13 protein-coding genes and 1 pseudogene are annotated in these 15,446 nt (G+C 35.1%); 4 read left to right on the top strand and 10 right to left on the bottom strand.

Annotated features, from left to right (window positions below; translation table 11 throughout):
• Position 1: 1 nt before the first annotated feature.
• From AC806_RS04660 to AC806_RS04635, 6 genes are all read right to left on the bottom strand, one after another.
• Positions 2–304, bottom strand: coding sequence for a YlxQ-related RNA-binding protein (locus tag AC806_RS04660; RefSeq protein ID WP_069028894.1), 303 nt, complete (start codon positions 302–304; stop codon positions 2–4).
• Entirely contained in the window at positions 297–593 is a 297-nt protein-coding gene (gene rnpM / locus AC806_RS04655) for an RNase P modulator RnpM (RefSeq protein ID WP_014124668.1), read from the bottom strand. The genes AC806_RS04660 and rnpM overlap by 8 nt, the downstream gene beginning before the upstream one ends.
• Before the next feature lie 12 nt (positions 594–605).
• Positions 606–1,790, bottom strand: coding sequence for a transcription termination factor NusA (gene nusA, locus AC806_RS04650; protein ID WP_069028893.1), 1,185 nt, complete (start codon positions 1,788–1,790; stop codon positions 606–608).
• A 20-nt stretch (positions 1,791–1,810) separates the two neighbouring features.
• Positions 1,811–2,284 carry a ribosome maturation factor RimP gene (rimP, locus tag AC806_RS04645; RefSeq protein WP_014124666.1) on the bottom strand — a complete coding sequence of 158 codons (474 nt, stop codon included), beginning with the start codon at positions 2,282–2,284 and terminating at the stop codon, positions 1,811–1,813.
• Positions 2,285–2,542: 258 nt separating this feature from the next.
• Positions 2,543–4,480, bottom strand: a complete 1,938-nt coding sequence (gene thrS, locus AC806_RS04640) for a threonine--tRNA ligase (protein ID WP_069028892.1) — start codon at positions 4,478–4,480, stop codon at positions 2,543–2,545.
• Positions 4,481–4,953: 473 nt separating this feature from the next.
• A complete protein-coding gene (locus AC806_RS04635) occupies positions 4,954–5,322 on the bottom strand; it encodes a DUF488 domain-containing protein (RefSeq protein WP_069028891.1) in 369 nt (122 codons plus the stop codon).
• Positions 5,323–5,397: 75 nt separating this feature from the next.
• On the opposite strand from AC806_RS04635, the gene AC806_RS04630 reads away from it, so the two are divergent.
• Together AC806_RS04630 and AC806_RS04625 are read left to right on the top strand one after the other, a co-directional pair.
• Positions 5,398–6,006: an NUDIX hydrolase N-terminal domain-containing protein gene (locus AC806_RS04630; RefSeq protein WP_083207567.1), complete on the top strand. Its 609-nt coding sequence runs from the start codon at positions 5,398–5,400 to the stop codon at positions 6,004–6,006.
• A gap of 19 nt (positions 6,007–6,025) precedes the next feature.
• Positions 6,026–7,051, top strand: coding sequence for a GNAT family N-acetyltransferase (locus AC806_RS04625; protein ID WP_069028889.1), 1,026 nt, complete (start codon positions 6,026–6,028; stop codon positions 7,049–7,051).
• Positions 7,052–7,093: 42 nt separating this feature from the next.
• Here AC806_RS04625 and AC806_RS04620 read toward each other — a convergent pair whose 3' ends face one another.
• Positions 7,094–7,813, bottom strand: coding sequence for an aspartate/glutamate racemase family protein (locus AC806_RS04620; protein WP_069028888.1), 720 nt, complete (start codon positions 7,811–7,813; stop codon positions 7,094–7,096).
• A gap of 6 nt (positions 7,814–7,819) precedes the next feature.
• Positions 7,820–9,091 carry a carboxylate--amine ligase gene (locus tag AC806_RS04615; protein WP_069028887.1) on the bottom strand — a complete coding sequence of 424 codons (1,272 nt, stop codon included), beginning with the start codon at positions 9,089–9,091 and terminating at the stop codon, positions 7,820–7,822.
• Between the two features lie 448 nt (positions 9,092–9,539).
• Here AC806_RS04615 and helD point away from each other — a divergent pair, with 448 nt between their 5' ends.
• Positions 9,540–11,828 carry an RNA polymerase recycling motor HelD gene (gene helD, locus AC806_RS04610; protein ID WP_069028886.1) on the top strand — a complete coding sequence of 763 codons (2,289 nt, stop codon included), beginning with the start codon at positions 9,540–9,542 and terminating at the stop codon, positions 11,826–11,828.
• A gap of 65 nt (positions 11,829–11,893) precedes the next feature.
• Here the strand turns inward: helD and AC806_RS04605 are convergent, their stop codons facing one another.
• Together AC806_RS04605 and AC806_RS04600 are read right to left on the bottom strand one after the other, a co-directional pair.
• Positions 11,894–12,535, bottom strand: coding sequence for a hypothetical protein (locus tag AC806_RS04605; RefSeq protein WP_069028885.1), 642 nt, complete (start codon positions 12,533–12,535; stop codon positions 11,894–11,896).
• 210 nt (positions 12,536–12,745) lie between these two features.
• Positions 12,746–14,600, bottom strand: a pseudogene (locus tag AC806_RS04600) (monovalent cation:proton antiporter family protein).
• Between the two features lie 342 nt (positions 14,601–14,942).
• Between AC806_RS04600 and AC806_RS04595 the strand changes: the two are divergent.
• On the top strand, positions 14,943–15,410 hold the full coding sequence (locus AC806_RS04595; protein WP_069028884.1) for a hypothetical protein: 468 nt from the start codon (positions 14,943–14,945) through the stop codon (positions 15,408–15,410).
• The last annotated feature ends 36 nt before the right edge of the window (positions 15,411–15,446 follow it).

The raw sequence follows: 15,446 nt of genomic DNA, 5'->3' as shown, positions 1-15,446 counted from the left end.
CCTAACTTGAGATTAGTTCCCTTATTTTCTTTGCAAATCCGCTGTCCAACACACCAACTACCAAACGTTGTCGGCCAATCGCTTGGCTTAGTTCAGATGAATGAAAACAGTTTGCAAAAGGAACTTGGTAAAAAGCACTTTTATCTTTTACCTTTTTTCGGGTATTCTTACCAGCATTTCCTGCTACTAAAGCTAATTTCACTTCTTGTGTGCGTATTTTTTGAACGGTCATTTCCTCACCTGTTACAAGTTTGCCAGCACGCATTGCTAAGCCCAGCAGATTCAAAGCTTTTTGTTTATTCATCGCCAAACAGCTCACGACGAGCTTTTTGATGCGAAACATAATCGTACAACTCTTGATAGAATTCATCGCTTAATTTCGTTTCTAATACACGATCTAAAATATGTTTATCCCACGCCATTTGTGCCTCCTCAGGCTCTATTGCGATATAAGCACCCCGACCCGGTTTCTTTCCAGTAGGATCGATCGAAACATCACCTTCCTTGGAACGTGTGATGCGTAACAATTGTTTTTTAGGTATCATTTCGCCAGATACAACAGATTTTCGTAAAGGAATTTTTCTTTTTTTCATACAAAAGCCCCCTTAAGATTCTGGTTCAGATTCATCTGATACATTAGAAACATGTTCTTCATCAAAAGCTTCATTATTATCTTCTAACACAGTATCTTCAACTTCTTCTGTGTCTGTAGCTTCTGAAGCATCCTCTTCTTCATCCAGCTGCGCATAAAAATCTTCCATGTCCGATTCAGATTTAATATCAATTTTATAAGCTGTCAATTTGGCAGCTAAACGAGCATTTTGTCCTCTTTTACCAATGGCAAGAGACAGTTGATTATCAGGAACCACGACAGTACACACTTTAGGATTTTCCATATCGAAAATAACATCGCTAACTTCTGAAGGATTCAAAGAATTGGCGATATAAATTGCAGGGTCTTCATTCCATTCAACAATGTCCATATTTTCACCCTTCAATTCGTTCACTAAAGCTTGTACTCGTTGACCTTGGGGTCCTACACAAGTACCGACTGGGTCGATATCTGGATCAATGGAACGTACGGCAATTTTAGCACGATCCCCTGCTTCACGCGCAATACTTAAAATTTCAACAGTACCATCATAAATCTCTGGCACTTCTTGTTCAAATAAGCGGCGTAACAAATCCGGATGTGTACGACTAACAAAAACTTGTGGGCCTTTAGAAGTATTTTCCACGCGAGTAACATACACTTTAATCTTATCATGTGCTTGGTAATGTTCATTAGGCATTTGATCTTGTTTAGATAAAACAGCTTCGATTTTGCCTAAATTAACGTAAATATAACGCCGATCTTGACGTTCAACAACACCTTGCATAATATCATTTTCATAAGCAGAAAACTCATCATAAATTATAGAACGTTCTGCTTCACGCACACGTTGTAAAATGACTTGTTTAGCCGTTTGCGCTGCAATCCGACCGAAGTCTTTAGGCGTTACTTCAAACCGAATCCTGTCTCCAACTTCATAAGCTGGGTTGATCGCAGTCGCATCTTTTAATGAGATTTCTAGTTGTGAATCCATTACTTCGTCTGTTACTTCTTTTACTGCATAGACATTAATGTCACCTTCATTTTCATCAAAATCCACTTCTACATTTTGTGATTGTCCATAGTGACGTTTATAAGCCGAAATCAAAGCAGCTTCTAGCGCTTCAATTACGATCGTTTTAGAAACTCCTTTTTCTGCTTCTAATGTGTCTAACGCGTTCAACATTTCTTTACTCATTATCTTTGATTCCTCCGTATTTATATTTGAACAGCTAAACGGGCTTTCGCAATTTTCTTGCGATCAATCGTTATCTCCTTTTCGCGGGTTTTAATGCGAATTTTTAAAACAAGTTGTTCTTTGTCAAAGGATTGCAAGAAACCGTCGTATTGTTTTTGGTTATCAATAGGTTCATACAAGGAAACATGGATATACTCTCCAAGTGCTTTTTGATAATCTTCTTCTTTTTTTAAAGGACGTTCAGCCCCAGGAGAAGAAACTTCTAAGAAATATGCTTGTGGAATTGGGTCCGGATCTGCCTTGTCCAATTTCTCACTTAGGTATTCACTCACATAAGCACATTCTTCAATATCAATGCCGCCTTCTTTATCAATAAAAACACGGAGATACCAATTTTTTCCTTCTTTTACAAATTCTAGATCAACCAATTCGAAGTTATTTTCTTCGAGTACGGGCATCACCAAATCTTTTACAGTGTCAACGACTGCACTCAACAGTTATCCCCTCCTTTAGTAATTGAAAAATTCTTTCCATAAAAAGAGTGAGGGAATTTTCAGCCCTCACTCACCTCTAGTATCAATACTTTTATAATATAGCACAAAATTTGCATAAACTCAAGCTTCATGCATTTTTTGTATGTAAAGGAACGGAATTTAATAAGTAGTGAAAGCTATTGATTCTTATCATTCAATAAGACCTTTCTTAAAAAAATTGAGATTTCAGCAAATTGATCTGAAACCTCAACTTCTTTTTTATACTCTACTATAGTTATTCACATCAGCTACTATAGAATCGATAAACATATTGGTTGATTGAACTTCTGTTTCTTTACTACCGTAACGACGCACATTAACTGTGGCCTCTGCCATTTCATTATCACCTACAACAATTTGATAAGGAATCTTTTGTGTTTGTGACGCGCGGATCTTATAACCCATCTTCTCATTACGGTCGTCAACTTCTACACGAATCCCCTTTTCTTGCAAACGGCTTTTAATTTCATAAGCATAGTCAGCATGCAAATCGACAGAAACTGGAATGATCGTTGCTTGAATTGGTGCTAACCAAGTAGGAAATGCGCCTTTATATACTTCCGTCAAGTGAGCAACAAAACGTTCCATAGTTGAAACAATCCCTCGATGAATAACAACCGGACGGTGCGTATTTTCTCCATCTTCTCCTACATAGGTTAAGTCAAAACGCTCTGGCATCAAAAAGTCTAACTGGATAGTAGACAACGTTTCTTCCATCCCTAGAGCAGTTTTTACTTGCACGTCTAATTTAGGACCGTAAAACGCTGCTTCGCCTTCAGCTTCATAGTATTGCACACCTAATTCATCTAAAGCTTCTTTTAAAACAATTTGCGCATGTTCCCACATCTGGTCATCGTCAAAATATTTGTCTTTATCATCAGGATCACGATAACTTAAGCGGAAACGATAGTCATTGATGTTAAAATCCTTATATACAGCTGTCATCAATTCTAATGTCCTTTTGAATTCATCCTTGATTTGATCCGGACGTACGAAAGTATGCCCATCGTTTAAGGTCATTTCACGCACTCGCTGTAAACCAGATAATGCGCCAGATTTTTCATAACGATGCATTTGTCCCAATTCTGCGATACGTATAGGCAATTCACGGTAAGAATGAACATCGTTTTTATAAACCATCATATGATGGGGACAATTCATCGGACGTAAAACCAGCATTTCGCCATCGCCCATGTCCATCGGTGGAAACATATCTTCATGGTAGTGGTCCCAGTGCCCCGATTGTTTATAAAAATCGACATTAGCCATGATCGGTGTATAAACATGTTGATAGCCTAAACTTACTTCTTTATCAACAATATAACGTTCGATAATGCGACGAATGGTCGCTCCCTTTGGCAACCAAAAAGGCAAACCAGAGCCTACTTCTGAAGATAACATAAACAAACCAAGTTCTTTACCCAATTTACGATGGTCCCGTTCTTTCGCTTCTTCTCTTTGTTTCATATAAGCTTTCAAATCCTTTTTATCAAAGAAAGCAGTACCGTAAACCCTTTGCATCATTTGATTATCTGAATTACCACGCCAATAAGCTCCCGCTACTGAAAGTAATTTAAACACTTGAATACGGCCTGTTGAAGGAACATGAGGTCCACGACATAAATCGATAAAATCTCCTTGTTCATAAGCTGTAATTTGTTCATCTTCTGGCATGTCATGAATCAGTTCTACTTTATAAGGATCATCTGCAAAAAGATCAAGCGCTTCTTCTTTAGATAACACCTTACGATTGATTGGATTATTTTCTTTTACAATTTTCATCATCTCTGCTTCAATTGCTGGTAAATCTTCTGAGGTTACAGGATTCTCACCATTATCAGTATCATAATAAAAACCTGATTCAATCGCAGGTCCTACACCAAAATGAATATTGGGATATAAACGACGCATTGCATTTGCCATTAAATGAGCTGTCGAATGACGTAAAATGCCCAAAGCATCTTCATGGTCGGGCGTAACAATTTCAATTGCCCCATCTTCATAAATAGGACGGTCTAAATCGATTAATTGTCCATTAAACTTAGCAGCTAAAGCTTTTTTAGCTAAGCTTTTACTAATATCTTCAGCAATCGCTTTAGGCGTGATTCCATCTTCCAATTCTTTTACAGAATTATCTGGAAAAGTGATTTTCAACATATTTATTTCCTCCTGATATTTATTTTAATTGATGAAAAAGCGCGTTTTACTGCAAATTCCTGTTTATTTTGCAATAAAAAAAGCCCTAGTATTATCCTAATACTAGGGCGACTAATTTCGCGGTTCCACCTATTTTTGGATACAAAACTTGTATCCCTCATTAGCTATAACGGCGCGGCCGCCTTTGTTTCAACAAAGGTTTCAAAAGTGGTCCTTGCTTGGGTTGCTTTTGGAAAAGTTTCAGCCTGGCTTTTCCTCTCTTATAAAAGTCGCACAAGTTTGGTTGGCTTTTTCATCAATCATTTATGGCTTTATTTAACCACTTCTGAAAATATTTTGCAAGTGCTAAGCGTTAATTTTTCTTTAATCAAATCGATAAAAAGCTACGCCTACACCTTAACCCACACTTTGATACAAATGTAATAATTGTTCCAAAGTGATATCTTTAGTTTCTTTTAATTCGTATTCTTTCATTAACTAGCTACCTTTTCTTGTAGATAATCTTTTAAAACGACCGCTTGATTATATTTTTTGTCCTTTGCACCATAAATAAGTGTCACATTATCTTCTTGCAGCCAGTCTGCGATTTGTTCAACAAATTCTTGTGTTTTATCATTATTATCCAATTCTTTTTTGTACTCTTTTTCAAACCAAGGAAATTTTTCTGGGTCATGACCAAATTCTTTTCGTAAATCATTTGTGGGAGCAATGCCTTTTTCCCATAAAGCTAACGCTAGTTTTTCCTTTTTGATCCCTCGTGGCCACATACGATCAACTAAAATTCGTTTGCCATCAGAAGGTTCTATATCTTCATACGCACGCTTTATTTGTAAATTTCCCATAAAAAATCGGCTCCTTTTCTTGTTTCCTTTATTATAACTTGATGCTACAATAAAAAACAAATATTTAGAAAAAGGATGACAGCAATGGATTACCTAGCAAGCTACAAAGAATTACTTTCTATCGCACAAGCAGGGCTACATTATGGTAACGATCAATTTGATCTTGTTCGTTATCAAGAACTAAACGATTTAGCCCTACAGTTAATTCAAAGCCTTGGTGATGAACCCCAAGAAGTGATCCATGATTTATTTTCTCATGAATCTGGTTATCAAACGCCTAAAGTAGATATTCGAGCATTCATCACTCAAGATAGTAAAGTATTGCTTGTACAAGATAGTAAGTCACTCAAATGGTCTTTACCTGGCGGCTATGCAGATGTTGGCTTTTCTCCTAAGGAAAACACGCGTAAAGAAGTCTATGAAGAAACCGGTCTTAAAGTAGAAGTTAAACAATTAAAAGCCATTTTTGATACCAATTTACGTAAAGATATCCCCCAAGCTTTTCAATATTACAAATTAGTATTTGACTGTGAAATCCTCTCTGGTTCTTTTATGGAAAATCTAGAAACTAACCAAATGCATTACTTTGCTCTTGATAAATTACCGCTACTTTCCCAAAAAAGGACGACCCAAGAACAACTCCTACAATTAATGCAAGAAAATAATACTAGCTATTTCGAATAGTAAAAAAGGGAGAAAGAAAATGGAAAATATCGGCACTATCCGATTAGAAACTAAGCGATTAAATTTACGTCTTCTAACACCTGAAGATGCACAACAAATGTTTGATCACTGGGCTAATGATACTAAAGTGACTAAATATCTTAACTGGAAACCCTATCAAACAGTCAAAGATGTCAGGAATAATTTAAGTGAATATCAAAAAAATTATATCGATGTTGATTATTTTTTCTGGGGAATTGAAGAAAAAGTAAGTCAACAGCTCATTGGTACAATTTCAGCAAGTGTTGCTGATAAAACCGCCAAAGTTGCGGAAATCGGTTATTGTATTGGCCAAAATTGGTGGGGTAAGGGTTATACTAGTGAAGCATTAGCAGAAGTGATTGCTTATTTATTTGAAAAAAATGATTTTAAACGAATCGAAGCTACTCACGACGCTGATAATGCTCCTTCAGGAAAAGTTATGGAAAAAGCTGGCATGAGTTATGAAGGAACGCTTCGACAACGACTGGTCAATAACCGCGGAGTTGTTGATGCTGTATATTACGCCATATTAAAAAAAGACTATATCAGTCAACAAGCCCAACATCAAATTTATAATTTTTTGAATGAAACCAATCTTTCCTATCAATTGCTAGAACACAAAGCAGTTTATACGATAAACGAAATTGACTTTGATATACCTGGCACCAGAGTGAAAAATCTATTTTTACAAGGAAAAGACGACCTTTATTTATTGATCCTAGCAGAAGATAAACGAGCTATTTTAAAAACCATCGCACAAGAAGTCGGTGAAAGACACTTGTCCTTTGCTTCTGAGCAAAAATTAAGTCAAGTTTTGCATACAACTCAGGGCGCTGTCTCCCCTTTAGGTTTGTTGTTTGATAAAGAGCAAAAGGTACAATTGATCATAGACGAACAGCTCCCTGTAAGAGGAAAAATTAGCTTTCACCCAAATAGAAATGATAAAACATTGATTTTTGACTTTAATGATTTTCTTACTTTTCTTACAAAAATCAACCACTCACCTAAGTATATCAGTATTTAAAAACAGCAAGGTTTATCGCATTCCTTGCTGTTTTTAAGCTGTTTATTCTCGATTTTTTAAGGCAAGCCGAAGCGTTTCATTGGCTAGTTCTGACTGTGCATCTACTACCGGATATTTTTCATTTTGTACAGCTTCTTGTACCAATGACAACTCCGTACATCCTAAAACCATGACATCACAATTGTACTCTTCCGTCATTTTTTGCAATATTTGATAAAACAATGCTTCATTACAAAAATGATTTTCCTTCACATCTCGATAAATCAGATTTGTAACGTCTTGTTGCAGATCAGCATCAGGCAAAACAACGTCTAAATGATCGAATTTATTCAACTCGTTTTCATAAACTTTGGTCTTAATCGTTCCTTCTGTCGCTAACAAACCTACACGCGTTTTCCCTGTTTTTTTGCCAAATTTTTGACTCGTTACTTCTGCAGCAAGACGCGGCATATGCAAAATTGGAATATTGGTCACTTCTTGTAATTCATCAAAAAAATGATGCGCGGTATTACATGTTAATACAAAAAAAGCAGGTTGAAGTTTAGTATACTGTCTTAAATCTTCTTTTAGCACACGGGAAGGATCTTCTGTCGATTTTCCCAAAATAAAATCTGTTCGATCAGGCACTGTTGCGTGATTGACTAAAAGGTAATTTAAATAATCTTGATCAGAATGGATAGGCGTTCGCTTATTGAGTACATGTACAAAGCTTTCAGTGGCCAACGTTCCCATTCCACCTAAAATTGTAAAAAAGTTTTCCATTATTATCTATTTCTTTCTAAAGTATTTTTTATATCTATCATGATATAAATAAAAAATCCGTTTGACAAGCAAATAGCGTTTTAAATTCATGTCTTTTTTATAGTATAAAGTATTGCCGTACTTATTTTCTGTCAAATATTGCGTCGCACGCTCTTTATCCGGACCTTCTGCAATGTATTGTTTTAAGATTTTTTTTGGCACACCTAACCAAAGTTTATCACCTTGCGCATAAGTTGTTTCTGTAAACGGTGTTTCTAATACATAATCTTCTACTAAATATTTCGCTAAATTATAGCCACCTAATGTTACACAGAAGCTGCTTCTACCTTGCCGCAAATTAATTTCAAATAATTTATATTCGCCGTCTCTTTCATCATATTTCATGTCAAAATTGGCAAATCCTACATATTCGATTTTTTCTAAAAAGTTTTTCATTTGGTCAAAAACTTTTTCATTATAATCAGGCATAATCGCCACATAATTTCCCACTGCTTCAGGCGTTGGGTCTTCTAATAGCGGATGACCTAAATACATCATTCTTACATTATGATTGTGATCCACATAAGCATTTAATACACGCATTCGTGAATCATCACCAGGTATAAAATTTTGACAAATCATTTCAGAAGTATAACCTGCTTGGTAAACTTTAGCCAAAATATCATCCACTTCTTCTTGTGAATACAAAATAAAGGCTTTTTTTCGTCCTTCGAAATCAACATCCAAGTACTCAACGCTATCTGAGGGTTTCAAAGCTACTGGGAAACCAAAAGGTAGTTCAACAGAGGAATTTTTTTCCACCATATCTTTTGTGATAATAAGAGTATCTGGATAAGGTAGACCGTATTTTTCACAAGTTTTATAAAATGCCGCTTTATCTTCTAATGTTTCTTGCGTTTTTGCATCTACAGTTGGACAAATAAAACGTTGACTCAATTCTTCTTTGTTATGTGTAATCAATTCGGTATATCCATCGCCGCAAGGAACTAAAATAATCTTACGAGGATCATCCTTGTATTGTGCCATCAATTCACGCATGACTTTCATAAAGCCTTCTGGTTCAGAAAAACCAGGATGAGAATGAACATTGACGATTTTGCTGTATTTTGTCGGAGAAAGTTGTCCAGCACCATGCGCTTCTGAAATTGTCCCATATGCTTCATGAAATGAACGCGCCATTCCATAAACATTTATATCACTACCTAATAGAAGAGGTAAAAATTGTTCATTTACTTTTGTATTCACAGCTAAAACCACTTTCTTTCTCAAAATTTTCATACATAATATTTAATTGAAAGTATACCATAAGTAAAAGAACAATTGCATCCATTAACTGATAAATCTTAAGATAGTTAAGACAGTCGAGAACTTTTTTAGAATTTTTCCGTCCCATACTCAACCTGACTTAGGGCCAAGTCTAGTATCATTGGCCCTTACTATGCGAAACGTTAGACCAATCACTCTATTTACGGCCCATTCTCTGCCTAACTTAGGGCCAAAAATCGAATTTGTGGTCCTTACTTTGCTAGACTTTAGGCCAAAAGACAAAGCTTTGGCCCTTTCTTTGTCATACTTAGGTCCGGAAATTGATTTTGCTAAACCAGCTTCTTTTCAATCAAACTTCAGTTCTAGCGCTATTCTTTCGCGTATAAGCTTAAATTATGCTATAATTTTATGATGGAAATTTCTATATTAGATAAAAAACTTATCAATTGGAGGTAAGTTCATGAGTGAACGTCAATATGAAGAAAAACATCTAGAACAAACGATTTCGTTGATTGAAAACGAAGAAGAGTTGTTGAAAAATCAGCAAGAAGAACTAGAAAAATCTATGAGCAATCAATTAAAAGAAGTAAGTAAAAATACGATTAATACTGCTACTGAAGAATCCTTTTATGAATCTGTAGTTGAATACCGTCAGCACGAACATGAACTAGCATTACGTTATCAAAGTGCTGAAGCAAAAGAAAAACGAATGAATACACTAGAAACGATGGCACAGTCTCCCTATTTTGCAAGAATCGATTTTAAAGAAGAAGCAGAACTAAAAGAAACATTATATCTAGGGATTGCTTCATTAAGAGATAAAAAAGATGACACGATCGTCATTGACTGGCGCGCCCCCATTGCCAATCTATATTATGAAGGAGAACTTGGGAAGGCTTCCTATACAGCAAATAAAGAAACTTTTTATGTTGATTTGTTGTTAAAACGTCAATTCAAAATCCAAAATGGAGAACTTCTTTCGATGGTTGATACTTCTGAAATGATCAATGACGAGTTTTTGTTGGATATTCTTGATGACACGTCTTCTCCACAAATGAAAAACATTGTTTCAACGATTCAAAAAGCGCAAAATCAAATTATTCGGGATACAAGCAGCAAATACATGCTCATTGAAGGAATCGCAGGTAGTGGAAAAACCTCTGCTTTATTACAACGTATTGCCTTTTTGTTATATCACCATAGAAACTGGTTAAAGGTTGATCAAGTATTATTATTTTCTCCAAACCATTTATTTTCCGATTATATTTCAATGGTATTGCCTTCTTTAGGTGAAAGTGAGGTACCTACCCAAACTTTTACCAATTTTTTACAAAAGCTTATTCCTAATTATACGATTCAAAATGTAGCGCAAGAAGAAGAACAATTTTTAAGTGGTGAAAATAATCCAGTTCAAACAATGAAAAATGGCTTAAGCGTACTTGATGAAATTCAACCTTATGTGACAATTATTACCAATTTTGGCCCGATTTTTCGTGACTTAAAAATCAATGGTGAAACCTACATCAAAAAAGATCAAATACGCCATTGGTATAACCAAACCAACACAAAGCTTCCGCTCTATCAAAGAATACAACTTTTACAAACGAAATTATTAAAGAAAGTGAGCGGCCTACAAAAAGATGAAGCGAAAAAAAATTGGGTAAAAGAACAGGCAGCTGAAAAACTCGAAGAAATTTATGAAAACAACCCTAACCTTGATGACTCTGAGGAAAAAGAAAAGCAACTAAGAAGACAAATAAAACAAGAAATTGTAAAAAAGGAATTCCGTCCGATGATGCAAAAAGTCAATAGCTTTCGCTTTATCAACTTTGCCAAACAATATATCCACTTTTTAAAACAATTTCCTGAAAATATTTTAAAAGAACATGGGATCTCTGCTAGAGCTTGGGAAGATAGTATTCAAACGGTGCGCCAACAAATGAAAAATAAAGAGATATTACAAGAAGATGCGTTGCTCTACTTTTCACTTTTGCGGAATATCTACCCAATGACTAATGAACAAAAGGTTCGCTTTATCTTTATTGACGAAATGCAGGATTTTCCTCCTGCACAAGTAGCACTATTAAAAGACTTATTTCCAAAAGCATCAATGACCTTATGTGGTGATTTAAATCAAAAAGTTTTTGGAAATGAAACAATTGTTCATTCAGTAGATAAATTATTTGAAAATGATGAAGTCACACGTTATCAACTAACCACAAGTTATCGCTCAACTGAGGAAATCACAGCCTTTGCTAATCAGTTTCTATCACAAGAAGATCGCGTACAAACGACAGCAAGAAACGGCGCAAAACCATTAATTGTAAATGCCGCAAATCAAGCGCAAGGAATTAACTGGCTTGAAAATGACTTGGGGAATGAAACGGCGCAGAAAAAACAATGGCGTACTGCGATCATTGCTAAAACCACCCAAGAATGTAAAGAATTATACAGTCAGCTTTCTGAAACGGCGCAAAAAAGTATTCAGCTCATTACTTCCGAAGATGAATTTATGAAGCGTTCAATTGTGATTATTCCTGCCTACTTGGCTAAAGGTTTAGAATTTGATCGTGTATATGCTTGGCATGTTGCCGAGAACTTCTCAGCTAGTGATCAACTCATTTTTTACACCATAGCTACCCGTGCTATGCATGAATTAAATATTATTAGCTTTGGACAAAACAGTCCTTTACTAGCAAATGTTGAAACAGATAGTTACCAACAAAAAGACTTACTTTCAGACGAATAAAAAACAAAAAAGCAGCAACTTCCCGGTCAATAATACTAACGGGTTGATTGCTGCTTTTTAAACGCTCAAATAAAAAAAGTTGTTTCTGGATATTTTAATTGTACCACCTGCAAAATCATTTTTAACTCAGAAACATTGATAGGATTATCTTCATCAAAAATTCGACTATGGCGACCAATTTGACCATTTTCAATCAAATGGTAAATACGGTTCCATACGATAAATTCTTCCAAGTTTTCAAATCTGCTGATGGGAAAACCTCCTACATCAAGGATCTCAGACAAACGAAAAGCGACATAAGCGCTATCTACATACATTTTTTCTGAATGAAATTCGTCAGGTGCCCTATAATTAATAATTGCCTTTTCTGGACGATTTTCTATCAACCAATCTAATAAAACGAAAAACCCCGGCATACGACTAGGCTCCCTAAACAATCGTTGTGATTCTTTCGCACCACGAAAAACCATCGGAATGAAAATATTTCTCTTATAAACAAGCATCGGTGCACTTTTAATAGAACATTCCAAGTAACGGTTTAAATAACTAGGGCCACTATAATCACCAATACGATAACCATCAACGCCAAATTGCTTATACTTATCAGCAAGCTCAGAGCAATCTTGGATCGTTAACGCTGTTTTGGATAATACTTCATACCCACTTAAAACACGACGAAAGGGCTTTAAAGTTATTTCTTCTTCCACCGTTCAACCCCCTATTCAAAACTTCTTCTTAAAAATAATAATAACATAAATTTCAAAGATTAGCTTATAACAGATGAAATATTATTTAGTTTCTAACTAAAATATTTTAAAACTGCTTATAAAACTTATTTATCATTTGCTTATTGTCTACAAAAAAATACGCTAAGTATCTATTTAAACAGATGCTTAGCGTAGATAAAGAGTTTGTTTTTATTCATTATTTGCTTCTAATAAGTTTCTTAAGTGTTCAACTGCCTCATTACTACCTGACATAATTAAATGATCACCTAATTCTAAACGAGTCGTTCCATGAGGGATGATTGGTTCATGATTCCGAAAAATACGACTAATGATTACCTCGTTAACCTCCGGCAATTGTGAGATCATCTTTTCTTCATACTTAGCATTTGTCACAGTAACTTCATTTAAGCGAAATTGTGTAGAAGTTAGTACGTTAAAGAAAGCAGGTGCTTCAATCGCACTACGTAACATACCGACATTAACATCAAACATACTGAAAAATTCCACCTCAGCTTGCGCCAAATTTTCCTCCATTTGTAGCCGTTCTTTTGGATCACGCACATCTAAACGTACAATGACACGAGGAACACCATATTCTTTAGCTTTTAATGCAAGATCAAAGTTAATGTTTGCCTCTTGATGGGCCAAAACGAGCACATCAGTATCAAATACTCGATTGAAAATCAAGTGTTGACTATCTAAAGATTCAAGTAAAGACAACTGTGCTTTATTATGATAAGTATCATATTGATATTGATCATTAGTATAGATAGCTTTACTATAATGAGTAGAAGACAATTCCTGCATTGCAGAGATTGCCATTAATCCAACCCCTATAAAATGCACCTCTATTTTCTTCTGAACTTCTTCGTGAGACTTATAAAAGTATTTAAATAAAAGAGGTCCTATTAAACAAGTCAAAATCCCCGATAAAAGGAAAGCTCCTGATTGTTGTTGATCAATGACATTCAAATTTTCCGCCACATTAAGTGCTGGTAAAATAAGCGTGAGAGTCGTTTGCGACAAAAATACCCCACTTAAAGCATTAGAAGTCGTAAATAGTCGACGAAAAATAAGCTGGTAGTTTAGCAAGCAGAAAAGCGATTAAAAATAAAGGAATCAATACTAGTGTTTCCGCCGAACTAAACATTGCCACTAAATCTAGTTTTACCCCTGTCAGAATAAAGAAAAACGGAATAAAATACCCGTAGCCAATAGCATCTAATTTTTCCTCAGTCTCTTTTTCTGGTTCCAATAATTTAATGACAATTCCTGCAAGAAACGCACCTAGAACGTTTTCTGCTCCAACAGTTTCTGCTAAAACCACTAGCGTAATAATCACCACAAAAGCAAGACGAACGTCTAGTTGGGTTGTTGATTTTGTATATTTCTTAAAAACAGTGAAGAAATTACGAAAACGCAAAAGTAATAATACAGCTACCAGAAAGATTAAGGAAGTAAACCAAAGCGTACTACTATTCCCGCTTTTTAAAGAGGAATAAATCGTTAAACCCAGAAGTGGAACGACTTCCCCTAATACTGCAAAGAGCAAAAGCGTTTGTCCATAAGTCCGTCCTAATAGCTCATTTTCTTTTAACACCGGGATCACAATTCCTAAGGCGACCGTACTAAATAAAATACTAGCTAACTGTACATCTGAGAAAAAGCCAGAAACACAGAACAAAACGGCAAGTAGTACAGAGCCAACCACTGTTAACCCATAAGCCAAGCTAGCCACTTTGAGCGGTGTTTCTTTGCTAGTATTTTCAGCTTGTCTAGCTGCTAAAGGAGTAGAAGTATCAGGCTTTTTAAATAATGAAAAATCAATTTCCATCCCACTTAAAAAAAGTAATAAAACCACACCTAAAGTCGAAATAGTAGATAATACAGCATTGTTTTCAACAATATTAAATCCACTCTTACCTAATAAAATTCCCACAAAAATTTCTGCAACAGTCGTAGGAATAAATGATATATGAAACCTAGCTAACAGCATAGGTGTTAAAAACGCTGCAAAAGTTACAATTACGAGAGAAAAATTCATACACTTGCCTCCCTGCTCAATTTTTTTAATAGATTTGAAATAAGTCATAGGATACATTCTTATGTTTATCGTTCCTACAACAGCCTTCATAAATTTTCTCGATTCAACCTATTCCAAGTTTTTTCCGAAAGTAATTCTAACAGCTTTCATGATATTTTGAAAATATTATAAACTATTGAAATAACGTATCTGCAGTTCAGCTTTTGAATCATCAAACTATAGTAAAAAAAATGGAATCAAGTATTATAAAAATAAGTCCGGAAAAGCTTTTTTAGAAATTATATGTTAAAATTTAGTTAGTAGTTACGAAAACGCTATTATTTTTACAAGGAGGTACAAATTATGAACAAAAAACAAGCTGCTCTGTTTTTATATCTTTTGGAAGATTTAGCTTTTGATAGACAGTTTCACCTGCAACAAAGTGTAGTATTTGAAGCTAAGGAAAATTTAATGACTGGGCTTTTCTATCCTAGTGACGCCTTCTTTGCTCCTTTTACAAGCCCAGAAGAGGCCTATACATTCAAAGAAACCTTTGTCAAAAGAACCATGAAGAGTGCTATTGCTGATTATAATAAGGCACAGATACAGCAAGATTTACAAAAAGATATGCCCGCAACTTTTGAAAAAATTGAATATTTTGTCTTACATTACGAAGAGTTCGAAGAAACAAAAGATGTAAAAACAATTGTTACTGATGATACAGTTATTAAAAATGTAGATTTTATGAACATCCCAAATAAAATCTTCCCATTTTTTATTTTCCCTAAAGATGTCACATTTACTCCTGTATCATTACTATTTGGAAGTTAGTAAATAGTTACATGTCTAAAAAAAGGCATTTAGCTG

It is taken from the genome of Tetragenococcus halophilus (genome assembly GCF_001712815.1).
In the GTDB taxonomy this organism is placed as follows: Bacteria; Bacillota; Bacilli; order Lactobacillales; family Enterococcaceae; genus Tetragenococcus; species Tetragenococcus halophilus.
This window is presented reverse-complemented; position numbering and strand designations above follow the sequence as displayed.